Consider the following 24,730-nt stretch of genomic DNA (forward strand, 5'->3'; position numbering starts at 1 on the left):
AGCCATGGGGTTCCAAGGGGAAAGGGAAACGCCCCGACCTTGACGGCCGGGGCGCCTATCGCATTGGCATTCTGCGCACGCCGCAAGCGGCTTCACGCTACTTGTCGCGGTTGTTTCCCATCTTCTCTTCCAGGGCGGCCTGGGCGGCAGCCAAACGGGCGAGCGGCACGCGATACGGCGAGCAGCTCACATAGGTGAGACCGATCTTGTGGAACGTCTTCACCGAATCGGGATCGCCGCCGTGTTCGCCGCATACGCCGAGCGTGATGTCGGGATTCGTCTCGCGGCCCTTCGTGCAACCCATATCGACGAGCGCGGCAACGCCCGGATCGACTGTCTCGAAGGGGTTGAAGGGGATGAGGCGACGCTCAAGGTAACGCGGAATGAACTTCGACTCGACGTCGTCGCGCGAGAAGCCGAACGTGGTCTGAGTGAGGTCGTTGGTTCCGAAGCTGAAGAAATCCGCCTTGGTTGCGATCTCGTCAGCCGTTACGGCGGCACGCGGAAGCTCGATCATGGTGCCGATCGGGATGTCGAGTTCGACTCCCTCTTCCTTGCATACCTGCGCGATAACCTCTTCGCATTCCTCGCGCAACACGGCAAGCTCGGGAAGGACCGAAACGAGAGGGATCATGATCTCGGGCTTCGGATCGAGGCCCTCTTTCTTCAGGCGGGCAGCCGCAGTCGTGATCGCGCGGACCTGCATCGCGGGAAGCTCAGGATACAGGATGGCAAGACGGCAGCCGCGAAGGCCGAGCATCGGATTCGCCTCGCTCATCGCATCGACCTGATCCATAAGCTTGCGCTTGGCGGCGATATCGGCTGCAGGAGCGCCCGACGCCTCCATGCGGGCGATCTCGACATCGAGCTCGCGAGGGCTCTCGAGGAACTCGTGCAGCGGAGGATCGAGCAGGCGCACGATGACCGGCAGGCCGTCCATCGCCTTGAACATGCCGTAGAAATCACCCGTCTGGGCGGCGAGCAGGTCGTCGAGCGCCTTCTCGCGCACTGCGGGATCGTCGGTGAGGATGAACGACTGGATGATCTGCTTGCGATCGCCAAGGAACATGTGCTCGGTGCGGCACAGGCCGATGCCCGTCGCACCGAAGGAGCGGGACAGCTCCGCATCCTCGGGATTATCGGCGTTCGCGCGAACGCCCATGGTGCGGAATTCGTCGGCCCACTCGAGGATCGTATCGAGATCGCCCGTCAGCTCGGGAAGAACCAGATCGACGGCGCCGAGCACCACGATGCCCGTCGTGCCGTCGATGGAGATCATATCGCCCTCTTTGATGACGATGTCGGTCCCGACAACCGAGGCCTCTTTCTTCTCGGCATCGATCTTGAGCGCTTCGACACCGCACACGCACGGGGTTCCCATGCCGCGGGCGATGACGGCCGCATGCGAGGTCTTGCCACCGTGGGAGGTCAAAATGCCCTCGGCGCTGATCATGCCCGCAAGGTCGTCGGGATTGGTCTCCCAGCGCACGAGCACGCACTTGCGGCCCGCTTCGGCAACGGCGACAGCATCGGCTGCCGAGAACACGGCTTCGCCGACAGCGGCACCGGGGCTGGCGTTCAGGCCTTTGGCGAGAACATCGTAATCGGCGGTCTTGTCGAACTGCGGATGCAGCAGCTGGTCGAGCTGCTCGGGGTCGACGCGCATGACGGCCTCTTCCTTGGTGATGAGGCCCTCCTTTTCCATTTCGATGGCGATATGGAGCGCAGCGGCGGCGGTGCGCTTGCCCACGCGGGTCTGCAACATCCAGAGCTTGCCCTGCTCGATCGTGAATTCGATGTCGCACATATCGCGGAAGTGGTTTTCAAGCGTAACGAATACCTCTTCGAGCTCTCGGCCCGCTTCCTCGAGGCCCTCGACGTGCTTCAGGTCGGCGATGGGGCTCGTGTTGCGAATGCCGGCAACCACGTCTTCGCCCTGAGCGTTGACCAGGTAATCGCCGTAGAATTCCTTTTCGCCGTTGGCGGGGTTGCGCGTGAAGGCAACGCCGGTGGCGGAGGTTTCGCCCTTGTTGCCGAACACCATCGACTGGACGTTTACGGCCGTGCCGAGATCGTCTGCGATCTTGTTCTGCTTGCGGTAAAGCGTTGCGCGCGGGTTGTTCCAGCTGCCGAACACCGCTTCAATGGCGAGGCGCAGCTGCACGTCGGGATCCTGCGGGAAGGCGGCCTTGCCGTCGACGACAAGCGTCGGATAGGCGGAGGCGTCCACGTTATCGGAGAAGATCTGCTTGAATTCCGAAACCAGTTCCTGCAGGTCTTCGGCCGAAAGATCGGTATCGCTCTTCACGCCGCGGGCGTTTTTCATAGCCGTAATCGCATTTTCGAACAGATCGCCGTCGAGATTCATAACCACGTTGGAGAACATCTGGATGAAGCGGCGGTAAGAGTCCCATGCGAAGCGGGGATTCTCGGTCTGCTTGATGAGTCCGTTGATGGATTCGTCGTTCAGGCCGAGGTTCAAAACCGTGTCCATCATGCCGGGCATCGACATCGGTGCGCCGCTGCGCACGGAAACGAGCAGCGGATCCTCGGCATCGCCGATCTTCTTGCCCATGCGGGCTTCGAGATCCTCGCGGTACTCCTCGATGGTGTCAAGCGCGCCCTCGGGCCACGTGTTGTCGGCATTGGCATACTCCATGCACGTCTGGCATGAAATGGTGAATCCCGGAGGCACCGGCAGCCCGATGTTGGCCATCTCGGCCAGGTTTGCGCCCTTGCCGCCCAAAACCGCCTTCATCGTCGTATTGCCCTCGGTTACGTTGTTGCCGTCCGCGTCCTTGCCGAACGCAAACACGCGCTTTACTTGATCGGTCACCTTTTTCTCCTTAGCGCTTGGTTGCCAAATCACTCACCACGTATCATTACGAATCAACGCCCTCGCCGAAGGCCCCTCGTGCGCCATTTCCGCAGAGGTCGGGCGTTATTTCCCATAGTAACGCAACCCCGCTCCACCCGCGTGATGATTATGCGGTTTTCGGCGCGTGGAGCAGGGTGGACGGATGCCGGAACGCATCGGTTCGGAGCGCCCTTGCAAAGCGCCCGAACGATCCCGCAGCCGCTACAACAACGCGTCGGTCGAAGGCGGATGGCACCGCTCGTAGTAGCGCAGAACCTCCTGAGCAGTTTCTTCGACGGCCCGGTTGTCGGTGCGGATGACGATGCAGCCGAGCTTGCGCATAAGGGCCCTCGATTCTTCGAGGTCTCGATGCACCTGCTCGGGGTCGGCATAGCTCGAAGCGACCGCAGTCGCGTTGCCGAGACGGCGCTGCCTTATGTTGATGAGAACCTCGGGCGTGGTCATGAGCCCGAAAAGCTTCGTGGGCTCCACGTCGTAGATCTCCTGCGGCGGATCGGTATGCAGATCGAGCGGCACGTTCGCCACACGGTAGCCCTGCTGGGCCAGGTAGATGGAAAGGGGGGTCTTGGACGTGCGGGAAACCCCGATGAGCACGATGTCGGCCTGGGTCAGATCCTGAGGATTGCGGCCGTCGTCGTGCGCAATCGTGAACTCGAGCGCCGCGATGCGACGGAAGTAGTTCTGGTCGGCCACATGCAGCCCGCCCGCTTCCTTCGACGGCGACAGGCCGCTCATGTCGGCGATGGCGTCGATCGCCGCCGAAAGCAGATCGACGGCGACGATGTTGGCATGCTCTTCGACGTAAGCCTTGAGCTGAACGCGCAAAGCCTCGTCGACGAGCGTATAGAACACGAGCATGCGGTCGCAGCCGAGCACCTTTTTATGATAGGCCGCATGCTCTTCGAAGAACTCCTTGATATCGGCAAAGGAATGAACCTTCGGGAGAACCTCGATGCACGGATCGGTCACGCCGAACTGGCTCGTCGCCGCGCGAGCGACGGCCTGCGCCGTCAACCCCACCGAATCGCTGATGACGTGGATGGTGGGAAGCGGCGTTTTGTTATCCACCGTGACGGGCTCGAGCACCATGGGGCTACCTTCCCGACTTCGCCATCTTGCCGAAATCCGCCACACGGGCGAACACCGAGACGAAGCGGTTGAGCAGCCGCAGCCGGTTGTTCTTGAGGGCTACGTCGTCGTCCATGATGAGAACGTCCTCGAAGAAGCGATCGATCGGGCCGCGCAGCGCAGCAAGCTCGCGCAGAGCAACCGCGTACTCGTTGGCCGCAAGAGCGTCGTCCACCTTCGAGCGGACCGCCGCAAGAGCTTCGGCCAAAGCCCGTTCGGCTTCCCCCATAAGCGCCTGTTCCACCTCGTTGCCCAGGGCCGCATCGCGCAAGTTGTTCGCACGGGCATAGGCGGTTGCAAGGTCGTCCATGATATCGGTCATATCTTCGCGCGCGGACTGGAGCGCCTCGATGCGCGCGATGATCTCGGCGGGTTCGGTAACGCCCGTGGCAAGCACCGCGTCGATCACATCGGCAGGCAGGCCCCTGTCGCGCATCATCACCTTCGTGCGCGTAACGAAAAACTCCGACACCTCGGTCGAAACGGCATCGCGATCGAAATCGACCGCCGAATAGGTGTCAAGCGACGCCTCAATGGCGCGGTCGAGCGAGACGGGAAGGCCCGCCGCAAGCATGTTGACGATGCCGATGGCGGCACGGCGGAGCGCAAACGGGTCGGATGAGCCCGTGGGACCCTGCCCCACGGCAAAAAGGCCGCAGATGGTATCGAGCTTGTCGGCCGTCGCGACGATCCTGCCCACTACGCTTTCAGGCAGCTCGTCGCCGGCGAAACGAGGGCGGTAGTGATCGGCGATGGCGCGGGCGACTTGCGCGGTCTCGCCCGACGCTTCGGCGTAGTAAGACCCCATGATGCCCTGCACGCTCGTGAATTCGACGACGGCGTTGCTTACCAGGTCGGCCTTGCTGAGGTAGGCGGCGCGATGGGCGTCGGCGGCATCCTGCGCAGCGAGGCGCGCATCTGAGGCGAGCTCGTCGGCAAGGGCGACCACGCGGTCGGTCTTCGCCTTCATGGTTCCAAGCGTCTCCTGGAACACCACTTCGTCGAGGCGATCGACGTAGGATTCGAGCGGCTCCTTCAGATCCTCTTCGTAGAAGAACTTCGCATCGGCCAGGCGTGCGCGGACGACGCGTTCGTTGCCGTCGATGATGGTGGATGTGCAATCCGGATTGCCGTTGCTCACCACGATGAAGCGGTTCGTAAGCGACCCCGCCTCGTCGTAGAGCGGGAAATACCTCTGATGCATGAGCATCGCATCGACGATGATCTCTTCGGGAACGCGCAGGAACTCCTCATCGAAAGAACCCACGAGCACCGTCGGATACTCCGTTAGATTGATGACCTCGGTAAGGGTCTTCGCCGGAAGCTCGGCGCGATAGCCCGTTTCCTGCTCAGCGGCCGCCACGCCCTTGCGGATGGCCTCCTCGCGCAGGCTCTCGCTCGGCACGACGCACGCATTCACCACGACATCGATCAGGTCGTCGGCCGCCGAGACCTTGTGAGGGCCGGGAGCCAGGAACCGATGTCCCCTCGTCGCGTTGCCCGCGACGAGGTTCGCGTAGGTCACCGGCACGATCTCGGAGCCGAAAAGCGCAACGAGCCATCGCACAGGACGCGAGAAGAGCACCGTTTGGGTGCCCCATCTGCACGATTTGGGCCACGAGATCCCCTCGATAAGCCCGCCGAGCGCTTCGGGCAGCAGGTCGGCAACCGCACGTGCCGCGATGCTCTTGGTTGCATATACGTATTCGACGCCGTCGATCTCGCGCCGTTCAAGCTCTTCGACCGTCACGCCCTTTCCGCGGGCAAAACCCTCCGCAGCCTTCGTGGGGTTGCCCTCGGCGTCGAACGCGATCTTAATCGACGGACCCTTGTGCTCCTCGACCAGGGCTTCGGTTTCCTCGGCAACCGATTCGACGATCGAGATGAGACGCCTCGGCGTCGAATAGATGCGCACGGCGCCATGGGGAATGCGAAGCGCATCAAGCGTTTCCGGAACAAGTTTTTCCAGCTGCTTCGTCGCGTTCGAAAGGTCGAATGCGGGAATCTCCTCGGTTCCGATTTCAAAAGCGAGCGTCCGTGTGTTCCCGGCCATGTTACGCCTCCTTCCCTTCTCCGTCGTCGCCTGCGGGCTTCTCGCCCACCACATGCTCGAGATACGATGCGCAAACCGCTTTCGCAAGCGTGCGCACGCGCAGGATGTAGGCCATGCGCTCGGTTGCAGATATCACGCCCCGCGCATCGAGCAAATTGAAGGCGTGGCAGCATTTGAGCACGCTGTCGTAAGCGGGAAGCGGAAGCCCCGCATCGAGCACGCGCATGCATTCCCTCTCGCGCTCGTTGAATTCCTGGAACAGAAACTCGGTATCGGCCACCTCAAAGTTGTACGCAGAGTACTCGCGCTCGTTTTCGAGGAACACATCGCCGTACGTGAACACCACGCCGTCGTCGCCGCGCGACCAGACGATGTCGTATATGGAATCGACGCCCTGGATGTACATGGTCAGCCGCTCGAGCCCGTAGGCGATCTCAACCGGCACCGGGTTGCACTCGAAGCCGCCCACCTGCTGGAAGTAGGTGAACTGGGTCACCTCCATGCCGTCGATCCAGACCTCCCAGCCAAGACCCCATGCGCCGAGCGTGGGGCTCTCCCAATCGTCCTCGACGAAACGGACGTCGTGCGCATCCACGTCGATTCCAATGGCGCGAAGCGAGCCGAGGTAGAGATCCTGGATGTTGTCCGGCGAAGGCTTGATGAGAACCTGGAACTGGTAGTAGTGCTGCAGGCGGTTCGGATTCTCTCCGTAGCGGCCATCGGTGGGACGGCGGCATCCCTGCACATACCCCGTCCTCCATGTGTCGGGGCCAAGCGAACGCAACGTGGTTGCAGGCGCATTCGTGCCAGCACCCACCTCGTTGTCGTAGGGTTGCAGGATAACGCATCCGGCGCTTGCCCAATACCGCTGCAGGCCCATGATGACGTCCTGGAATGTCGGAGGCAGCGAGCTTGCTTGCGTCTCGCTTGCGGGTTCGATTGCTGATGACATGGTTCTCCTTGCGTCCTTGATTCGTACTTTTCCCGAAAGCCCTACTGAAGAACTCCGAAGCTCTCCAAGGGCCAGTAGATGAAGCAGCCTTTTCCGGTTACGCTCTTCGCTTTGACCGAGCCGAAGTAGCGCGAGTCCTTCGAATTGGTGCGGTTGTCCCCCATCACCCAGATCTCGCCCTCGGGCACCGTGTAAGGGTAGCTTATGTCAACGAGCGTGCTCGCGAAGGGATCGGAAGGCAGGCCGTGGGTGTAGGGCTCGTCGAGCGCGACACCGTCGACGTAGACCCTCCCGTCGATCAGATCGACGGTTTGGCCCTCGGTTGCGATGCAGCGCTTGATGAGAATCCGCCCGGGGATCTCCTTGTCCTCGAAAGTGACGATATCGCCGGGCTCTATGTCACGGAAGTAGTAGGTGACCCGCTCGGAAAACACCTTGTCCCCGGTCATAATGGTAGTCTCCATCGAGCCGGAAGGTATTTCGTAGGGCTGGATGACGAACTCGCGAAGAAACCACGACAGCCCTACGACGAGGGCGATCATGACAAGAAGGCTCAGTAGGCTCCGAAATATTGACGGCCTATGGGGATCGGCGTGCTGACCGGCATCCATGAACGTTTCTTCCTTTCCATCCAGGGTTCGCCAATCGATACGCCTGAATACGTTTCGATGGTATATGATACCGCTTCGCACCTGACCGAACGCGTCGGGCGATAAAGAATTCAGAAATCCACGACCCGAAAGGCGCACGCGGAGAGAGCATCAAAAGCGCCCCGTCTCGACGCCTCCGGAAAGCGACCCCAGAAACGCGCGGTCCGATTCGTCGAGGTTCGCCGTTGCAAGCAGGTCGGGACGCAGCCGCGACGTACGCTCGAGGCTCTGCTCGCGACGCCAGCGTTCGACCGCCGCATGGTTTCCGCTCAAAAGCACGGCGGGCACCTCCATACCGCGAAAACTCGCCGGCCTCGTGTACTGGGGGTACTCGAGCAAACCGTCGTAGAAGCTCTCATCGATGGCGCCCGCTTCATCGCCGAGCACGCCTTCGATCTTGCGGACGACCGCATCGATGACCACCATGGAGGCAAGCTCTCCGCTCGTGAGCACGTAATCGCCGATGGAAATCGTCTTGTCGGCCAGCGTGTAGACCCGCTCGTCGACGCCTTCGTAGTGCCCGCAAACGAACAGCAGGCGATCGCGCTCCGAAAGCTCGGTGGCGAGCGCTTCGGAAAACGGCTCGCCTGTCGGGCTGAGCAGTATCGTGTAGGGTTTTTCGCCCCCCGAAGCGGCTATCTCGTCGTACGCTTCGAATATCGGCTCGCATTTCATGACGAGCCCCTGACCGCCGCCGTAAGGATCGTCGTCGGTCGTCCGATGGCGATCGTGCGTCCAGTTGCGCAGATCGTATGCAGTGAAATCCACGATGCCCTTTTCCTGGGCCCGGCGCATGATCGACGAACCCATGATCGAGTCGAACATGGCGGGAAACGTGGAAAGCGTCTCTATTCTCATGGATCCGTCCTTTCTCTTCAAAAAGCGGGCGTCGAGGCCGCGGGGATTGCGGCCGGAAACCGCCTAGCAGTCGAGCAGGCCTTCGGGCAGGCGCGTGGTCAGCGTGCGGGCATCTTCGTCGACGGCGACGACGATAGCATCGACGAGGGGGACGAGAACATCTCCCGCCTCGCCGTCGATTGCAACAAGCTGCTGAGCTCCGTTGTCGATGATCTCGCGCACGGTGCCGATGAATCCGTGCTTCTCGTCGCAGACCCGATACCCCGCAAGCGCCTCCTGCGCGACGACATCGAATCCTTCGGGCAGATCCGCTCTTCGAACCAGGCACGAGCAGCCTGCAAGCGCTTCGGCGCGATCGATCGTATCCACGCTGTCGAACATGACGAGGTACGCATCGTCTCCGAGATAGGTCACATCCTCGACCGTGCCCATGCGGGGCGCGTCGAGGACAGGCGGCACGAAAGCCGCCTCCATGCCCGGGCGCAACAAAAAAGGAAGGCCGGACGCACCGCGTGCGACCAGCCCCCCTTGCAGGCTTTTCGGCTTTACCAGTTCGGCTACGTTTGCCCAGTCGCGCATCTAATCGATGAGCTCGACTTCGACATGGGTGTCGGTGCGGGATGCCGCCGCGCGTGCAAGCGTGCGGATGGCCTTGATAACCCTGCCCTGACGCCCGATGACCTTTCCGGCATCGTCTTCATGAACGCGGATCTCGACAAGGATCGTGCCGTCGTCAGCTTCGCTCGAAGCGATCTCGAGCTCGTCTGGGTATTCGACCAACGGCTCGACGACCGAGGTCACCAATCCGGCGATGTCTGTCGCTTGCGCGGACATGACGCTACTCGCCCTTGCGAGCGGTTTCGATCAAACGGGCAACCGTATCGGTCGGCTGCGCGCCGTTCTTGATCCAGGTATCGACCTTCTCGAAATCAAGCTTCACCATAGCGGGATCGACGCACGGGTTGTAGCGGCCGACCTCCTCGATGAAGCGGCCGTCGCGCGGAGCGCGGGCATCGGCGACGACGATGCGGTAGTAAGGTGCCTTTTTAGCGCCGTGGCGGGCGAGACGAATCTTAACTGCCATGAAGATGAACTCCTTTTACCATGAAATACAACGTTTTGGGCGTCCGACCCAAGTCGAATCGACATCCCTGAAAAACAGCAATTGCTAATAATAGGGTGAAAACCCGCTTATGGCAAGCGTTCGGCGAAAAGGCATCCGCGAATTACAGAAAGCACACCCGAAAAACCCTGGTTCCACCCGCTTCCGCGCATCTTCATGCGCCGCACCCCCGCGCACGCTGCGCGGAAGCGCGCCGGGCGGCTATACGGAGTGAAAGTAGATGCGCGTGTTTGCGAACGTGCCGTCCTTCATGCGAAACCCTTCGGGCACGGTGCCGACCAAAGCGAAACCGAGGTCCTCGTACAGCCGGATGGCGCCGGCGTTCGTTTCCACGACCGCGTTGAACTGCAAGCCTTTGAATCCGAGCTGTCCCGCACGATCAAGGGAATCGCTCACGAGCGCACGCCCGACGCCCCTGCCCCGCATCGCTTTGGAAACCGCATAACTCGCATTGGCCACATGCCCGCATCGCCCGACGTTGTTGGGATGCAGGATTGAAAGCCCGCACACTTCGCCGTCGCACACGGCAACCGTCGTTGCCGACTGGGACGAGAAGAACGCGCGTGCAGAACCGACGTCGAGGCATTCTTCCTGAGGAAACGCAACGCCGGCCTCTACAACCTCGTTCCAAATCGCGCACATCGCCATCAGGTCCGCCTCTTCGAAAAGACGGATGGACAATGCACCATCTCCCATGGCTATCGCCGCACTCCTTTCATGCCCGCCTAAGCGAGGTTCGTTTTCCGATCGATAACGTAGACGCATATCGCATAGAACGCAGCAGCCGTCACCAGATAGATCGCAATCGAAATTCCTGATGAAAGCATGTTCATAGCCTCGTAGCCGTACGAAGTGTTGTAGGAGAAGCCCGTGGCGATCATAACCGTTTTGATGCTGTGAAGCAGCCCAGCGGCCCACGAGAGCCCGAAAAACAGGCCGATCCCCGCAGCAACCTTGTGCTTTGCCGCCAGAGCGCTCCCGAGCGCGAAGGCGGCATAAGCCGTCAGCACCATGGTCAGCGCCTGCAAGGCAGAGGTCGCCGTCGCGAGCAAAAAGCTTCCAAACGATGCGATATCCGAGAACCCGAACGACGACATCAGCATGAAATAGGGAATCGTTTCGGAGAAGCCCGCCGAGAACCCCATGGCGGCGACCGAGGCGAGATACCCGCATAAGCCGACGACGACCGCATCGATCAGCACCCAGATCATCGCGGTTACCACCTTCGACGCCACCTGCTGGTTAGCGGTGACGGGAAGCGTGAGCGTCAGATAGCCCTCGTCGGTGAAAACGTTCTTGTAGAATCGGAAGAGGATCGTGAACAGCGTTGCCGCCGACGCCATGAACAACGCGAACAGGCAAAAGGCACCCGTCATGGCCAGCATGACCATCATCGATGCGCCGAAGCCCGACGAGCTGTACCACGAGCTGTAGGACGAGTCGAGCGTATACGCCCCGAAAAAGCATGCGGCAGCGCCGATGCCCGCAGCAAGCGCTGCGATATGAACGGGAACGAGGATGCGGGAAAGCGCCCTCATGTCGTATTTGATGAGTTTGCCTAGCATCTGAACGCCTCCCTGAAGTACTGATCGAGGCTTCGGCCGGTCTGCTCGTGCACCAAGCGAGGCGACGAGTACATGGCGACGTTGCCGTATTGCAGCAAGATGAAATCATCGAGCACTCTTTCGACATCGGAAACGAGATGCGTGGAGATGAGAATGGTCGAATCGCGGTGGTAGTTGGCGATGATGGTCCCGAGGATGAAATCGCGCGCCGCCGGATCGACGCCGCCGATCGGCTCATCGAGCAAGTAGAGCGCCGCCCTGCGCGCCATGACGAGCACGAGCTGGACCTTCTCCTTCGTGCCCTTCGACAGGGCCCCCATCGTCGAAGCCGTGGGAACCGAAAGACGCATCAGCATATCCTCGGCAAGCCGACGATCGAAGTCGGCATAGAAATCGGCGAAGAACGCAAGCGTATCGCTCACTTTCGTCGACGGGCTGAAATACGGCCGCTCAGGCAGGTAGGAAACCCGCGCCTTCGTGGACGGCCCGGGTTCCTCGCCGAGAATGTAGGCGGCGCCCGCCGTAGGCTGCAAAAGCCCTGCGATGAGCTTGATGAGCGTGGTTTTGCCGCTGCCGTTCGGCCCGAGCAATCCGACCACGCGCCCGCGGGGAATCGAGAACGTCACCGCGTTGAGGGCGATCGTGCTTCCATAGCGCTTGGTCAACACTCGGCAATCGAGCACTGCGGCGAGCGCCGGATCGGGTGACGCTGCGTTCGGCGTGAGATACGCTTGGTCCATGGGACCTCCTTCGCGATCTTTCTGCTATTTATCGAGACCTTTGAGCATGTCTTGCATCTTCTTCATGTCGGCCATGCTCATGTTGCCCATGCCGGGCAGCGAGCGACGACGTTTCTTCTTGCCCTTCTTGCCGCGACGAGCGTTGCCGTCGTCGGCGGGCATGAACTGCTTCATCATCTTCTTTGTTTCGTTGAACTTCTTGATAACCTGGTTGACATCCGAAACCTGCACGCCTGCGCCCGCCGCGATGCGCGCGCGCCTGCTGCCGTTGAGCACATCGGGCTTCTCGCGCTCCTGAAGCGTCATCGAGTGGATGATGACCTCCATGCGGTCGAGCGCGCTTTCGTCGATCTGTCCCTGGGACATGGCCTTATCGCCGCCGGGAAGCGCTGCGACGAGTTTCGAGACGCCGCCCATCTTGCGGATCTGCTTGTTCATATCAAGAAAATCGTTGAGGTTGAGTTGGGCGCGCATCATGCGCTCGGCTGCCTCGGCCTCCATCTCCTCGGCCTCGATCTTCGCCGCGCTCTCGATAAGGCTCACCACATCGCCCATGCCGAGGATGCGTTTGGCCATGCGGTCGGGGTGGAATTCCTCAAGCGAATCGGGTTTCTCTCCCGATGAAATGAACTTGATGGGCTTGCCTGTAACCTGCTTGATCGAAAGGGCGCCGCCGCCGCGTGCATCGCCGTCCATCTTCGACATGATCACGCCGTCGAAATCAACCCGCTCGGCAAAGGCAGAGGCCACGTTGACGACGTCCTGACCGGTCATCGCATCGACGACCATGAGTATCTGGTCGGGCTTGACGGCGCGCTTGATGTTCTCGGCTTCCGTCATCATCTCCTCGTCAACATGCAAACGACCTGCAGTGTCGATGATAACGACATCGCGCAGGCTGTCGATGGCGTCTTGGATGCCCTCGGTTGCAATCTTCACGGGGTTCTCGCCGTCGCCGCGGTAGACTCGCACGCCTATTTCGCCGCCGAGCGTTTCGAGCTGATCGGCAGCTGCGGGACGGTACACGTCGCAAGCCACGAGCAGGGGTTGGTGGTTTTCCTGTTTGAGCCGATAGGCCAGCTTCGCCGCAGCGGTGGTCTTGCCCGAGCCCTGCAGACCGACGAGCATGATGACGTTGGGAATACGGCTTCCCAGCACGAGTTTCGAATCGGTGCGCCCCAAAAGCTCGGTCAGCTCGTCGAGCACGATCTTGATGACGTTTTGAGCGGGTGTGAGCGATTCGAGCACCTCGGCATCGAGGCAGCGCTCCTTGGTGTTCGCGATGAAGGTCTTCACAACCTTGAAGTTAACGTCCGCCTCAAGCAAAGCCATGCGGATCTCGCGCATGGCCTGGTTGATGTCTTCCTCAGTCAAACGGCCCTTGCCGCGCAGGCCCGAGAATATGCCCTGCAAGCGTTCGGAAAGGTTTTCTAGCATGGATGCGATCCTCTGTCGGTATGGTCTTATGCGTTTGTGAAATTATACTGCAACACCGCTAACCGACGAACCGCAAAGCCCCGAGCCCACAAACAAACGATTGCACCCGGTTCAAGCGGGGCCGCACTGCGCCGAACGGGGTCTACGCAAGGATTGCCGCCGAAAGCGCATCACGAACCGTTTCCGATCGAAGATGCGCGGCTAAGCTCGTTTGTCGAAATCGCCGATGAGGGCTCTTGCAAAATCGTGCGCGTCGAAATCCTTCAGGTCGTCGATGCCCTCGCCTACGCCGATTTTGAGAACGGGCAGATCGAGCTCGTGGCTTACGGCGAGCGCAATGCCGCCCTTGGCCGTACCGTCGAGCTTCGTCACCACCACGCCGTCCAAATCGAGCGCACGGTCGAACTCGCGCGCCTGCTGCAAGCCGTTTTGACCGGTGGTCGCATCGGTGACGAGCACGGTGTAGACGGGCATGTTGGCCCGCTTGCGCACGACGTTCACGACCTTCTCGAGCTCGCGCATGAGGTCGGCCGACGTGTGCAGGCGTCCGGCCGTATCGACGAGCACGAGATCGGCACCCGTCGATTCGGCTCGCTCGATCGTATCGTAGCACACGCTGGCCGGATCGCTCCCCCGCTCACGCGTGCATATCTCCACATCGGCGCGCCTTGCCCACTCTTCAAGCTGCTCGATGGCAGCTGCACGGAACGTGTCGGCGCTGCCGAGCAGCACATGGCGCCCGGCATCGGTCGCCTCTTTAGCGATCTTGCCCACCGTCGTAGTCTTGCCCGTGCCGTTGATCCCCACGAACAAAACGATGGCGGCATCCTCGTCGAACACCCTCTCGCCGCCCTCGGCGAACGTGTCGGCGATCTGGTCGTTGAGCAGATCGAGCACGGCATACGCGTCGGGAAGCGCCTTGCGCGTCGCCTGATCCCGCAGATTTTCCACGATGGTGGAAGCTGCGCTCGCGCCCACGTCGCTTAAGATGAGCGTCTCTTCGAGGCCGTCCCAGAACTCGTCGTCGAGATCGGGGCCGCGATCCAAAAGGACGTTCATCTGCTCCTTGAACTTATCGCGGGAACGGGAGAGCCCCTCGCTGATCCTATCGAAAAATCCCATTATCAATCCTCCGCATATCGAAGTGCGTGGTCGAGCTTCTGGCTCACCACGCGCGTTACGCCATCCGCCTGCATCGAGATGCCGTAGAGAACGTCGGCCATCTCCATGGTGCGGCGCTGATGGGTGATCATTATAAGCTGCGTCGTATGACGAAGCGAATCGAGGTAAGCGCAGAGTCTGCGCAGATTCGAATCGTCGAGCGCGGCTTCGACCTCGTCGAGAATGTAAAACGGCGTCGATCGGATGCGGTAGACGGCGAACAGCAGCGCAAGCGCCGTGAGCGATTTCTCGCCGCCGCTCATGAGCATCATCTTGGTGATGCGCTTGCCGCGCGGCTGGGCCGTCACCTCGACGCCCGTGTTTTCGGGGTCTTCGGGATCGACAAGCGAAAGTTCAGCCGATCCGCCCGGGAAGAGCATGGCGAATATCTCCTGAAAGTTGATATTCACCTGCTCGTATGTTTTAACGAAGTCGTCTTTCATCCGCGCATCGATGACGCTGACGATCTTGGAGAGCGATCTGCGCGCCGAGTTCAGATCGTCGAGCTGCGAAGCCATATAGTCGTAGCGCCGCTTGAGCTGTTCGTATTCGACCGCCGCATCGGGATTGATCGTTCCCATGTTGGCGATGCGACGTCTGAGCTTGAACGTCTTATCCTCTGTTTCAGCGCGGTTTTCAAGCGGAGGCGTCGCGAGCGCCGTTTCAAGCGGCGTCTTGCAATCGTTCACGATCGTGCCGATAGCGGCCTCGACCTGCACTTCGAGACGCCCCTTGTCCACGCGGGCCTGCGAGAGCCTCTCGTTGACCGCATCGAAAGCATCGTGGGCCTCGCGGCTCTTCTTGCGGGCCTCGCTCATCGCCGCATGAAGCCCGCTCGAGGAATCCTGAGCCGCAAGCGTTTCGTCCTCAAGGCGCTGCGTCCACTTCTTCGCACTGTCCGACAGCTCCTCGAACACCGCAAGCAGCGGCACGACGCGCGTGCGTGCGAGCGCCTTTTTCGCCAAGGTGTCCTTCGCCGTTTCGTCCTGGGCGATGATCGACTCGATCTCGCGCTCGCGCGCTTCGACGACGCGCCTTGTGTAGGTTTCGCGCTCCGCCGATGTCGCCGCCGCCAAACGCGCCTCGGAAAATTCGTTCGAGAGGTCATTCGCCCGCTTTCTGAGGGGCGACACCTCTTGCTGGAAACGCGCCGTGTTCCGCTTAGCCTCCTCGAGCGATTTTTCAAGCTCGGCAAGCTTCGCCACCAGTTCGTCGGCAGTCGGCTGCGCAGTCTTGAGCACCTCCTGCGCCTCAGCGCGCTGGCGCTCAAGGTCCTCGAATTCGCGCTGGAGCGCCGCGAGCTTCGCTTCGGCGCGTTTCAACTCCTCTTTCGAGGAATCGGTCTGGCCTTTCAACTGCGCCAGATCCTGGGAAAGCTTGAGGCTCTCCCCCTGCGCCTCGCGCAGCGCCCCGTCGGCCGCATCGCGCGCCGCTCCCGCCTCGGCCTGCGCCTCTTCGGCTTGCACGAGCTCGCCTCTCAGCTCTTCGATGCGACGGTGCCGGGCCAAGGCGCCCTCCTCGTCGTGCTGGTTGGCGCCGACGACCATCTTTCCGTTCGGCCATATCGCAAATCCGTCGCGCGTGGCGAAACGCGCACCGCCTGCGGAAGCCTCGTGGGCCGCTATCGCAGCTTCCCTCGATTCGCACAGGTACACGTCGCCGAGCAGACCCTCGACGGCATCGGCGCATTCCTCAGGATACTCGAGCGCATCGACCAGCCGCTCGCCTTCGCAAGTTTCAGCAACTGGGGCGCGCATCGATTTGCGAGGCAGCAAAACGACCTCGCCCGTCTCCTCGACTGCGCACAACGCCTCGGCAATGACGTTCGCGCTTGCCGTGTCGGACACGAACAGCGCCGCAAGATCGCCGCCAAGCAAATGCTCGACGAGCATCTCCGAGCCTTTCGGCGCGATTATGACATGAGACAGAGGCTCGATGCCCGCCTCGAATTCCTCTCGGTGTTCCATAAGCCACGAAAGCGCCGGGCCGGCCGCCTCGCTCGCCCGCTCGACCTCCTCGAGCCCGCGGATCTCCGATGCGAGCATCGATGCGGCATCGCGTGCGCCGTCGAACGCCTCGCGCGCCTCTTCGCGAGCTGCAAATGCATCGGATACGCTCTGGCGGGCCTTCTCTTCAAGCTCCTTGAGCTCGGCGAGCTTACGCTCGTTGGCTTCGGCTGTGCCATGGGCGCGGTCGTAATCGCTTTTCGCATGGGCCAGCTGTATCTCGAGCTCTTTGCTGTGCCCGGCGATGAGCTTTTCATGGGCGCGGCTGTTGGTCAACAGCTCGTTGGTTTCCGCTTGGGCAAGACGCGTCGTCTCGATCTCGCGAGCCAGCGATTTTTCCTTGCCCGACCACTCCTGCACGCTTCGCTCAAGCGCAGAGCGCTTCTCGGTAAGATCGCGCTGCTCGGCAAGCAGCGCCTCAACCTGCGCATCGGCCTTCCGCTTCTCGGCCGCAACCTCTTCGAGCTGCTCTAAGGCCTGCGCCCGGTCCTCCTGGGTCTGGCGCGCCTTCTCCTTGTTGGCGGCAAGCGAAATCTGGATCTCGCTCTCGTAGCTCATGGCGGCGCGCTTTTTCTCGTGAAGCAAAAGCGCAGTCGCGTCGAAGCGCTCGAGCGCCGATTGCGCGCGGCGGTACTGCCGCGACAACTCGCCCGTGTTCACGTTTCGCTCTTGGATCCTCTCCTGCAACGCCTCGATCTCCTTCTCGGAGGCATCGATCGCCTCGCGCATGGAAACGAGTTGACCGTCGAGATCCCGTTCGAGCTCGGTCGCCTTTCCCCATTTCTCCTGCAGCATGCGCAGGTCATCGACCGCGAGCAGCAGATTGAGCTCGGCGAGTTCGTCGGCGAGGCCCTGGTAGGCCTGCGCGCGCTTCGCCTTGCGTTCGAGCGGCTTGAGCTGCCTCTCGACCTCCGCCGCCACATCGCGCACCCTTGCAAGGTGCACGTCCATCTGCTCGAGCTTGCGCTGGCTTTTGAGCTTGCGCTGCTTGTGCTTGAGAACGCCCGCCGCTTCTTCGATGATGGCGCGGCGGTCTTCCGGCTTCGATTGCAGAATCGAATCGAGGCTGCCCTGGGAGATGATGGAATGGGTTCCCGTGCCCAGACCCGAATCGTGAAGGATGTCGAGCACGTCCATTCGTCGGGCGAGCGCGCCGTTGATCAGGTATTCGCTCTCGCCGCTTCGGTACATGCGGCGCGTGACCGCAACTTCGGTGTAGTCGACGGGAAGCGTTCCGTCGCTGTTGTCCAACACGAGATCGACCTCGGCGATGCCCACGCTCTTGCGCGCCGATGAGCCGGCAAAGATAACGTCCTCCATGGCCTGGCCGCGGAGGTTCTTCGCATTGCGCTCTCCGAGCACCCAGAGAACCGAGTCGGAGATGTTCGACTTCCCCGAGCCGTTCGGCCCCACGATCGCCGTAATGCCCGGCTCGAGCGAAAGCACGCTCCTATCGGCAAAGGATTTGAACCCTTTGAGGACAAGGGATTTTAAATACACGTCTCTTTACTCCCGGTTTTTCTGTTTGCTTTGCTTATTCTGCTTGGCGCGGTCCCGCTCGCTTTTCTTGCGGGCCTTATCCTCAGCCTTTGCTGCAGCCAGCGCCGCTTTCGCAGCGGCTTTTTCCGTGCGGGCCGCCTTCGCGTCGGCGCCCAAACCGAAAAAGTCGCTCAAGCGGGCCAACGTGCTTTTCGCGGCCTGGCTCTCGGCTTCCTTCTTCGTCCTGCCAGTCCCCCGCGCAAGGCCCTGCGTTCCCGCAAACACCTGGGCGACGAACGTGCGGTCATGCGGCGGCCCCTGCGTTTCGACGAGCTTGTAGGTAGGGGTTATGCCGTCTTCCTGCAACTTTTCCTGGAGGGCGCTTTTGGGATTCTCGGGTTCTCTTGCCATATCGAGCGACATGCGCGGTATCAGCGTGCGCTCGACGAACGCGGTTGCGGTCTCGATGCCGCCGTCGAGGTAAAGCGCCGCGACGATGGCCTCGTACACGTTTTCGAGCGCGGAGTGCAGACCGCGCTTGCCCGTCCCCGTCTCCGACGAGCCGAACACGATGATGTCGGCGAACCCGAGCTCGGCAGCGACATCGGAAAGGCTCGTTCCGGAAACAAGCGCCACCTTGATGCGCGTCAGGCCGCCCTCGTCAAGATCGTGGAAACGATGGAACGCCTCGGTGGCCACGATGGCGCCGAGGATGCTGTCGCCGAGAAATTCAAGGCGCTCGTAAGAGAACTTGACCGACTTTCCCTCGGTAGCAGAAGGATGCGTGATGGCCGCAAGCAGCAGTTCCTTGTGCACAAACGTATACGACAGGATCTCTTGCGCCCGCGCGAGTTTTTCATGCTGTTCTTCGGAGCTCGTCATCCCGATCACCGATCTCCCGCATCTGCCGACCCCTGTCCGGGTTCGGCCTGTTTCGAAGAGCTCTTGCATGCAACCGTCTCGGCAATCGTCTCAGACACTTTGGTGCGGACGATGCGGGCCGTCGTGTGGATGCCGTTTTTGACGGCGGTCGCGTTCGATGACCCATGCCCCACGATGCAGGCGCCCTTCACACCGAGCAACGGCGCTCCCCCATACGTGTCGGGGCTTACCTGAGCCATGAGGTCTTTGAGGCCTCCTTTGATGGCGAGCGCACCGAGTTTGGTGAAGACATTTGAATAGAAGATGCCCTTCAGCGCCTTGAACAGCGTCTTCGACGTCCCTTCGATCGTTTTAAGGCAGACGTTGCCCGTAAATCCGTCAGTCACGAAGATGTCGTAGTTGCCCGGCAGGATATCGCTCCCCTCGCCGTTGCCGACAAAATTCGGAACCTGCTCTTTCAGCAGCGAGAACGCCTCCTGTGCGAAAGCCGAGCCCTTCGTATCCTCTTCGCCGATGTTGAGCAGAACCGCTTTCGGGTTTTCGATGCCGATGATCTTTTCGGTGTAGATGGTTGCCATCTGCGCGAACTGCACGAGGTATTCCGGCTTGCAATCGGCATTCGCCCCCACGTCGCACATCACAACGGGCTTGGCGGGCGAAGGGATGACCGTGCACAGGGCCGGTCGCGAAACGCCTTTTATACGCCCCATGACAAGCGTTGCGGCAGCTAGGCAAGCCCCGGTCGAGCCGGCGGAGAAAAACCCTTGGGCCTCGCCTTCCTTGACGAGCCGGCATCCCACGACGATCGAAGAATCCTTCTTCTTGCGCACGGCGTTGGCGGGATGTTCGTCCATTGCGATGAACTCGGTCGTCGCAACGGCTTTGCAGCGGTCGTGCTGCGCGGCGAACGGCTCGACGGATTCGGCGGGCCCGCAGAGCAGAATATGAAGATCGGCATCTTCGGAAAGAGCCGCAGCGACGCCGTCGAGCACGACATCGGGCGCGTGATCTCCTCCGAGCGCATCGACCGTTAAGGTAACTTGTTCAGACATCGTTTCTCCTTGCGTTGCAGACGGCGCATTGCGCCGTTGCGTACCCGGTCGGCCTTACGGCCGCAATCAATTATAAGCAAAGAGCGGGCATCGTCGGCACCATCGGTTTTTCTTTATCCGAAAACCAAATCAGCATGCGCGGTACCTGCCCATGCGGGTTCTCCCCGCAACCCCGGACGCAGGCCGACGCAGCAATCGGCGCAACGGAAAGGCTCCGCCCCCGCACGCAAAACGAAACGAAGCTCTCTGAGATGCCTCGCACAAGGCAGCCCGGAGAGCTTCGCTTGCCTACCCGAGCGGATCTTGCCGCACGGATGCACGAGCCGAGGTTACTCGGTCTCGATGACTTCGCGGTTCTTGTAGAAGCCGCAGTTCGGGCACACGCGATGCGGAAGCTTTGCTTCGCCGCACTGCGGGCACACGGAACGAGAGGGTGCCGCAATTTTGTCGTTAGCACTCCGACGGGCATTGGTGCGAGCACGGCCCATTTTACGCTTAGGTACTGCCATGATCCTTGTACTCCTTTTCCAAGCCGGACTGACTGCCCGGTATTAAAAAGCAATCGTTAAACACGCGAAGAGATATTCTAACAAACGCATCTCCCTCGTGCAATATGGGTTTTATGGAATCCGCACGTAAAATAGGCGCTACGATCCGAACTGCATGCGGTAATAGCGCGCATAGGTGCCGTCGATCCCGATAAGGCTTTCATGGGTTCCGAACTCCACGACCCGGCCGCCCTCGACCACGGCAATCGCATCGGCGCTTCTGATGGTCGAGAGGCGATGGGCTATCACGAGCGTCGTTCTTCCGCGCGACAGATCTTCGAGCGATTGCTGCACCTTGCGCTCGCTCTCGTTATCGAGAGCGCTCGTGGCCTCATCGAGAATGAGGATGCGCGGATCCTTGAGAAACACGCGCGCGATCGCGATGCGCTGCTTCTGGCCGCCCGAAAGACGCGCTCCCCTCTCTCCTACGTAGGTGTCGTAGCCATCTTCGAGATCGCAGATGAATTCGTGTATGTTCGCAAGCGATGCCGCATGCTCGATCTCGGCGTCGGTTGCCTCGGGCTTTCCGTAGGCAATGTTCTCGCGGATCGTGCCGTCGAACAGATACACATCCTGCTGGACGATGCCGATCGCCTGGCGCAGGGAGCCCACCGTCGCCTCGCGGATGTCAATGCCGTCGATCGACACCGAGCCTGCCGACACATCGTAGAAGCGCGGCAGAAGCGAGCAGGTGGTAGTCTTTCCTCCCCCGCTCGGTCCGACGAGGGCAACAGTCGAGCCTGCAGGAACATGCAGATCGAGGCCTTGCAGCACCTCATGGTCGCCGTCGTAGGAGAAGCGAACGTCATCGTAGCGGATTTCGCCGGTGACCTGTCCGCCGGTATCGCATCGAAGCTCGCGCTCAAGGTCGGCGAGGTCGCGGGCACCGGAAGCGTCTTCGATATCGGGACGCACGCGCAGCACCTCCATGAAACGTCTGAAGCCCGCATATCCCTTTTGGAACTGCTCGGTGAAATTGATGAGCTGCTCGACCGGAGAGACGAATATCCCTATGTAGAGCGCATAGATCGCCAAATCGGTCACCTCTAGCGCACCTTGCGCGACGAAGTAGCCGCCGCCCACGATGGTCACGGTGTACAGAACGCCGATGAAAAGCGAGTTCACCGCATGAAACGATCCCATGAACCGATACGACAGCTCCTTGGTGTCGACGAAGCGATGGTTGCTCTCGTCGAACTTGCCGATCTCGATCCGCTCGTTGCCGAACGATTTCACCACGCGGATTCCGCCGAGCGAATCTTGGAGCCTCGCGTTGATATCGGCCATCTTCTTCCTGTTCTCGGTGAAGATGGTCCGCTTGCGGTAGTTGCGCCAAAACGCGTACGCCGCCATGACGACCGTGGCAGCCAGCATAATGAGCGTGAGGGGCACGTTCACGAGGAAGAGAAGCGCGAACGAGCCGGCTATCTTAAGAATGCAGATGAACAGGTTCTCAGGGCCGTGATGTGCGAGCTCCGAGATGTCGAACAAGTCGGTGACGAGCTTGCTCATCATGGTTCCCGTGTTGTTACGATCGTAGTACGAGAAGCTCAAGCGCTGGTACTGCTCGAAGAGATCGCGGCGCATGTCGGCCTCCATGCGTGCTCCCATGATGTGGCCCCAGCTTGTGATGAAGTACTGGCACGCCGTGCGCACCGCATACATTGCCGCGAGCAGAACAGCGATAAGCCCGAGCGACGCGACGATCGTATCGGGCGCCTCGAGGAAGAACTCCTTGGTGAAAAAGTTCAGTATCTGGGGAAAGGCGAGATCGACGAGCGCCAGCACCGACGCGCAGAACAGATCGAAGAACAGAAGCGCCCGATAGGGCCTGTAATAAGAAACGAACGCGCCCACAACTTCCAGGGCGCGCACGGTCGGCTGAGCTGCTTCATCGGCTGGCTGCATACGGTCTGTCCGGCGCATCAATTCTCGAACGGAAAATTTTTGAGCACCGAAAACGGATTCTTCGCCCCATCCTTTTCGCCGTCATCCGTTTCGCCGCAAGAGCAGGGACCCTCGTTGAGATCGGCCCCGCAATCAGGACAGATGCCCTTGCAGTCGTCGTCGCAAAGCGGCACGAGCGGCATTTCGAGCAACAGGGCGGCCTTTATGAGCGGATCGAGTTCGATCACGTTGTTCTTCGGAAGATACGAGAATTCGTCGTCGTCCATGTCTTCGGGCGCCTCCTCCTCTTCGGAAAGAAGGAAATAGCCCTCGATCTCGCCGGTGACGGGAAACTCGAAGGTGTTGAGACACCGCGCGCACGAGGTTTTGGCCACGCCTTCGACCGTTCCGGTCACCAGCAGGGCGCCGCCCGTGTTGGTTACGGTGGCTTGCCATACAAGGGGACCTGCGAACTCGTAGAGATCGGGGCCCGCCTTGAGTATGCCGGCTTCGTACGTACCCTCAAAACAAGAACTCTCCGCAGGGGCGAAGAGTTCGCTCGGTACCAGTATGCGGGTATCCGACATTATCGTCCCGCCATGGAATTCGCGTTCAAACGATCGCGACAACGGCGAACGTTGCCGATCAGCGTATCGAGGCTCTGCTCGACATGGCCGAACACCTCGTCGGCGTAGTCTTCGGCACCGGCACGCGTCTGGCGCTCAAGCTCGCGCGCATCGGCCATGATGGTTTCGGCCTGCTGCTGGGAAATGCGAACGATCTCCTGTTCGCTGGCAATGGTCATCGCCTGGCTGCGCGCGTCGTCGATCATGCGGCTCGCCTCGGCTTCCGCATCGTCGAGCAAGCTCTGGCGCTCGCGAACGATCTGACGGGCTTGGGAGAACTCGCTCGGGAACGTGTCGCGAATCTCATCCATGATCTCGAATGCGGCTGCAATATCGACCTGGCGCATGTTGCCCTTGCCGAAAACCGGCTTAGAATCTTCCAAGAGGATAGAGAGCTCTTCGAGTAAGCCCAACACTCCCGTTTCGTCCATTGCTGTCCTTCCAACCTTGCTGCTGCGTTTGAACTGCGTATATGGGTATGAAGCGTTGCTTCGGTATACACCATCGCGATATTTTAGCATGAAGCTCCATAAAATCGAAACTCCCTGCATAAACCGCACATTTGCGTCAACGAAGGGTTACGCTGCCGTCAGCTTGCGCCCGAACGCGGGCGCCTGTGCGCCGATATCCTATTCGGCGTACTTTCTTTCGAGGGCATCTTTCACGCAAGCAGGAACAAATTCGCTCACATCGCCATGAAGGCTCGCGATCTCGCGCACAACCGACGACGAGAGATACATGTACTCGGGCGGCGACATGATGAAAAGCGTCTCGAGATTTCGGTCTATCTGGTAGTTGATGGCGGTCATCTGAAACTCGTACTCGAAATCGGTGATGGCCCGCAGACCCTTGATGGCCACCGTAACTTCCATGCGCTCGGCAAAATCGACCAGCAGCTCGTCGAACGGCTCGACGCTGACGTTTGGAAGATGAGCAGTCGCCTGCCGTGCAAGCGCAACGCGCTCGTCGAGCGTGAAAAGCGGTTTTTTCTTCGGGGAAGCCGCCACGGCCACGATGATCTCATCGACGAGCTGGGCAGCCCTCGTTATCACATCCAAGTGCCCTTCGGTTATGGGGTCGAACGTGCCGGGCGTCATTGCGCGTTTCATAACGAGTCGTGCATCCTTCCAAACAGGGCGATTGCCGTATCGCCGTAGTGCTTTTTCGAAACGGTTTCCCATTGTAGCGATTGGAATGCGCCCTCGACGGCAGAATCGTCCGATTTCGCGTATTCGTACGAAACAAGCGCGCCGGGCGCAAGCGCCCCCGCCCTGTCGAGCTCATCTACAAAGCGCGAGATCTCAATCGGGTCGGTTGCATAGGGGGGATCGAGAAACACGAGGTCGAAAGCCGGCCTCGCATAAATCGGCGGCTTTTTCAATACGTCGCCGCGCCGAAGCTGCGCACGCGAACCGCGACCGGGCGCTTCGACGCCGATCGCACGGATGTTGTCCGCAAGGGTTTTGATCGCCGCACCGTCGCGTTCGAAGAACTGCGCCGACGCCGCACCGCGCGACAGCGCCTCTATCCCGAGCGCACCCGATCCGGCGAACGCATCGAGCACTACTGCCCCATCGAACCCGCCCCGAGCGCTTGCGATAACGCTCATGAGCGCCTCGCGAACCCGATCGGTCGTCGGCCGCGTTCCCTCGCCCTTCGGAGCTTTCAGCACCCGACCCCGATATTCTCCCGCGATGATTCGCAC

Annotated in this window: 23 protein-coding genes; all 23 read right to left on the reverse strand. The window is 60.8% G+C overall.

Annotation, left to right across the window (positions count from 1 at the left end):
• Positions 1 to 97 precede the first annotated feature (97 nt).
• The 23 genes from ppdK to rsmD all read right to left on the reverse strand — a co-directional run bounded on the left by ppdK (position 98) and on the right by rsmD (position 24,730).
• Positions 98 to 2,836, reverse strand: coding sequence for a pyruvate, phosphate dikinase (gene ppdK / locus C1719_RS09005; protein ID WP_102374796.1), 2,739 nt, complete (start codon positions 2,834 to 2,836; stop codon positions 98 to 100).
• A gap of 243 nt (positions 2,837 to 3,079) precedes the next feature.
• Entirely contained in the window at positions 3,080 to 3,967 is an 888-nt protein-coding gene (locus tag C1719_RS09010) for a pyruvate, water dikinase regulatory protein (RefSeq protein WP_102374797.1), read from the reverse strand.
• A gap of 4 nt (positions 3,968 to 3,971) precedes the next feature.
• On the reverse strand, positions 3,972 to 6,059 hold the full coding sequence (gene glyS, locus C1719_RS09015; RefSeq protein WP_102374798.1) for a glycine--tRNA ligase subunit beta: 2,088 nt from the start codon (positions 6,057 to 6,059) through the stop codon (positions 3,972 to 3,974).
• Between the two features lies 1 nt (position 6,060).
• Entirely contained in the window at positions 6,061 to 7,011 is a 951-nt protein-coding gene (locus C1719_RS09020; protein WP_102374799.1) for a glycine--tRNA ligase subunit alpha, read from the reverse strand.
• A gap of 41 nt (positions 7,012 to 7,052) precedes the next feature.
• The gene (lepB, locus tag C1719_RS09025) at positions 7,053 to 7,622 is read right to left on the reverse strand and encodes a signal peptidase I (RefSeq protein ID WP_102374800.1); all 570 of its coding nucleotides are present in this window, start codon (positions 7,620 to 7,622) and stop codon (positions 7,053 to 7,055) included.
• Between the two features lie 150 nt (positions 7,623 to 7,772).
• Positions 7,773 to 8,519 carry a tRNA (guanosine(37)-N1)-methyltransferase TrmD gene (trmD, locus tag C1719_RS09030; RefSeq protein WP_102374801.1) on the reverse strand — a complete coding sequence of 249 codons (747 nt, stop codon included), beginning with the start codon at positions 8,517 to 8,519 and terminating at the stop codon, positions 7,773 to 7,775.
• A gap of 63 nt (positions 8,520 to 8,582) precedes the next feature.
• Positions 8,583 to 8,978 (reverse strand): ribosome maturation factor RimM, encoded by a 396-nt coding sequence (locus C1719_RS09035; RefSeq protein WP_245874458.1) that lies wholly within the window; start codon positions 8,976 to 8,978, stop codon positions 8,583 to 8,585.
• A gap of 120 nt (positions 8,979 to 9,098) precedes the next feature.
• Complete coding sequence (locus C1719_RS09040; protein ID WP_102374803.1) at positions 9,099 to 9,353, reverse strand: KH domain-containing protein; 255 nt, start codon at positions 9,351 to 9,353, stop codon at positions 9,099 to 9,101.
• Positions 9,354 to 9,357: 4 nt separating this feature from the next.
• Positions 9,358 to 9,603, reverse strand: a complete 246-nt coding sequence (rpsP, locus tag C1719_RS09045; protein ID WP_102374804.1) for a 30S ribosomal protein S16 — start codon at positions 9,601 to 9,603, stop codon at positions 9,358 to 9,360.
• A 240-nt stretch (positions 9,604 to 9,843) separates the two neighbouring features.
• A complete protein-coding gene (locus C1719_RS09050; RefSeq protein ID WP_102374805.1) occupies positions 9,844 to 10,338 on the reverse strand; it encodes a GNAT family N-acetyltransferase in 495 nt (164 codons plus the stop codon).
• Positions 10,339 to 10,367: 29 nt separating this feature from the next.
• A complete protein-coding gene (locus C1719_RS09055) occupies positions 10,368 to 11,207 on the reverse strand; it encodes a hypothetical protein (RefSeq protein WP_102374806.1) in 840 nt (279 codons plus the stop codon).
• On the reverse strand, positions 11,201 to 11,947 hold the full coding sequence (locus C1719_RS09060; protein WP_102374807.1) for an ABC transporter ATP-binding protein: 747 nt from the start codon (positions 11,945 to 11,947) through the stop codon (positions 11,201 to 11,203). The genes C1719_RS09055 and C1719_RS09060 overlap by 7 nt, the downstream gene beginning before the upstream one ends.
• Before the next feature lie 24 nt (positions 11,948 to 11,971).
• Positions 11,972 to 13,384 (reverse strand): signal recognition particle protein, encoded by a 1,413-nt coding sequence (ffh, locus tag C1719_RS09065; RefSeq protein ID WP_102374808.1) that lies wholly within the window; start codon positions 13,382 to 13,384, stop codon positions 11,972 to 11,974.
• Positions 13,385 to 13,585: 201 nt separating this feature from the next.
• Positions 13,586 to 14,506 (reverse strand): signal recognition particle-docking protein FtsY, encoded by a 921-nt coding sequence (ftsY, locus tag C1719_RS09070; protein WP_102374809.1) that lies wholly within the window; start codon positions 14,504 to 14,506, stop codon positions 13,586 to 13,588.
• A gap of 2 nt (positions 14,507 to 14,508) precedes the next feature.
• Entirely contained in the window at positions 14,509 to 18,051 is a 3,543-nt protein-coding gene (gene smc, locus C1719_RS09075; RefSeq protein WP_102374810.1) for a chromosome segregation protein SMC, read from the reverse strand.
• Positions 18,052 to 18,057: 6 nt separating this feature from the next.
• Complete coding sequence (rnc, locus tag C1719_RS09080; RefSeq protein WP_102376008.1) at positions 18,058 to 18,912, reverse strand: ribonuclease III; 855 nt, start codon at positions 18,910 to 18,912, stop codon at positions 18,058 to 18,060.
• A 5-nt stretch (positions 18,913 to 18,917) separates the two neighbouring features.
• Positions 18,918 to 19,964, reverse strand: a complete 1,047-nt coding sequence (gene plsX / locus C1719_RS09085; protein WP_102374811.1) for a phosphate acyltransferase PlsX — start codon at positions 19,962 to 19,964, stop codon at positions 18,918 to 18,920.
• A 329-nt stretch (positions 19,965 to 20,293) separates the two neighbouring features.
• Positions 20,294 to 20,473, reverse strand: a complete 180-nt coding sequence (gene rpmF, locus C1719_RS09090) for a 50S ribosomal protein L32 (RefSeq protein ID WP_102374812.1) — start codon at positions 20,471 to 20,473, stop codon at positions 20,294 to 20,296.
• 138 nt (positions 20,474 to 20,611) lie between these two features.
• Positions 20,612 to 22,420, reverse strand: coding sequence for an ABC transporter ATP-binding protein (locus C1719_RS09095; protein ID WP_245874460.1), 1,809 nt, complete (start codon positions 22,418 to 22,420; stop codon positions 20,612 to 20,614).
• A 17-nt stretch (positions 22,421 to 22,437) separates the two neighbouring features.
• On the reverse strand, positions 22,438 to 22,986 hold the full coding sequence (locus tag C1719_RS09100; RefSeq protein ID WP_102374814.1) for a YceD family protein: 549 nt from the start codon (positions 22,984 to 22,986) through the stop codon (positions 22,438 to 22,440).
• A complete protein-coding gene (locus C1719_RS09105) occupies positions 22,986 to 23,456 on the reverse strand; it encodes an ATP synthase subunit B family protein (protein ID WP_102374815.1) in 471 nt (156 codons plus the stop codon). The genes C1719_RS09100 and C1719_RS09105 overlap by 1 nt, the downstream gene beginning before the upstream one ends.
• 198 nt (positions 23,457 to 23,654) lie before the next feature.
• Complete coding sequence (coaD, locus tag C1719_RS09110; RefSeq protein WP_102374816.1) at positions 23,655 to 24,134, reverse strand: pantetheine-phosphate adenylyltransferase; 480 nt, start codon at positions 24,132 to 24,134, stop codon at positions 23,655 to 23,657.
• On the reverse strand, positions 24,131 to 24,730 hold the full coding sequence (gene rsmD, locus C1719_RS09115) for a 16S rRNA (guanine(966)-N(2))-methyltransferase RsmD (RefSeq protein ID WP_102374817.1): 600 nt from the start codon (positions 24,728 to 24,730) through the stop codon (positions 24,131 to 24,133). Before rsmD ends, coaD begins: the two co-directional genes overlap by 4 nt.

Origin of the sequence: Raoultibacter massiliensis (assembly GCF_900199545.1) — a bacterium.
Classification (GTDB): Bacteria; Actinomycetota; Coriobacteriia; order Coriobacteriales; family Eggerthellaceae; genus Raoultibacter; species Raoultibacter massiliensis.

What these genes read in the sequence shown, in the direction of transcription:
- ffh (WP_102374808.1), bottom strand. Translation starts at nt 13,384, where the DNA reads ATGCTAGAAAACCTTTCCGAACGCTTGCAGGGCATATTCTCGGGCCTG.
- C1719_RS09105 (WP_102374815.1), bottom strand. Translation starts at nt 23,456, where the DNA reads ATGGACGAAACGGGAGTGTTGGGCTTACTCGAAGAGCTCTCTATCCTC.
- C1719_RS09055 (WP_102374806.1), bottom strand. Translation starts at nt 11,207, where the DNA reads ATGCTAGGCAAACTCATCAAATACGACATGAGGGCGCTTTCCCGCATC.
- coaD (WP_102374816.1), bottom strand. Translation starts at nt 24,134, where the DNA reads ATGAAACGCGCAATGACGCCCGGCACGTTCGACCCCATAACCGAAGGG.
- plsX (WP_102374811.1), bottom strand. Translation starts at nt 19,964, where the DNA reads ATGTCTGAACAAGTTACCTTAACGGTCGATGCGCTCGGAGGAGATCAC.
- glyS (WP_102374798.1), bottom strand. Translation starts at nt 6,059, where the DNA reads ATGGCCGGGAACACACGGACGCTCGCTTTTGAAATCGGAACCGAGGAG.
- rpmF (WP_102374812.1), bottom strand. Translation starts at nt 20,473, where the DNA reads ATGGCAGTACCTAAGCGTAAAATGGGCCGTGCTCGCACCAATGCCCGT.
- rnc (WP_102376008.1), bottom strand. Translation starts at nt 18,912, where the DNA reads ATGACGAGCTCCGAAGAACAGCATGAAAAACTCGCGCGGGCGCAAGAG.
- C1719_RS09010 (WP_102374797.1), bottom strand. Translation starts at nt 3,967, where the DNA reads ATGGTGCTCGAGCCCGTCACGGTGGATAACAAAACGCCGCTTCCCACC.
- trmD (WP_102374801.1), bottom strand. Translation starts at nt 8,519, where the DNA reads ATGAGAATAGAGACGCTTTCCACGTTTCCCGCCATGTTCGACTCGATC.
- C1719_RS09040 (WP_102374803.1), bottom strand. Translation starts at nt 9,353, where the DNA reads ATGTCCGCGCAAGCGACAGACATCGCCGGATTGGTGACCTCGGTCGTC.
- C1719_RS09060 (WP_102374807.1), bottom strand. Translation starts at nt 11,947, where the DNA reads ATGGACCAAGCGTATCTCACGCCGAACGCAGCGTCACCCGATCCGGCG.
- ftsY (WP_102374809.1), bottom strand. Translation starts at nt 14,506, where the DNA reads ATGGGATTTTTCGATAGGATCAGCGAGGGGCTCTCCCGTTCCCGCGAT.
- C1719_RS09095 (WP_245874460.1), bottom strand. Translation starts at nt 22,420, where the DNA reads ATGCAGCCAGCCGATGAAGCAGCTCAGCCGACCGTGCGCGCCCTGGAA.
- C1719_RS09100 (WP_102374814.1), bottom strand. Translation starts at nt 22,986, where the DNA reads ATGTCGGATACCCGCATACTGGTACCGAGCGAACTCTTCGCCCCTGCG.
- C1719_RS09050 (WP_102374805.1), bottom strand. Translation starts at nt 10,338, where the DNA reads ATGGGAGATGGTGCATTGTCCATCCGTCTTTTCGAAGAGGCGGACCTG.
- rpsP (WP_102374804.1), bottom strand. Translation starts at nt 9,603, where the DNA reads ATGGCAGTTAAGATTCGTCTCGCCCGCCACGGCGCTAAAAAGGCACCT.
- lepB (WP_102374800.1), bottom strand. Translation starts at nt 7,622, where the DNA reads ATGGATGCCGGTCAGCACGCCGATCCCCATAGGCCGTCAATATTTCGG.
- C1719_RS09020 (WP_102374799.1), bottom strand. Translation starts at nt 7,011, where the DNA reads ATGTCATCAGCAATCGAACCCGCAAGCGAGACGCAAGCAAGCTCGCTG.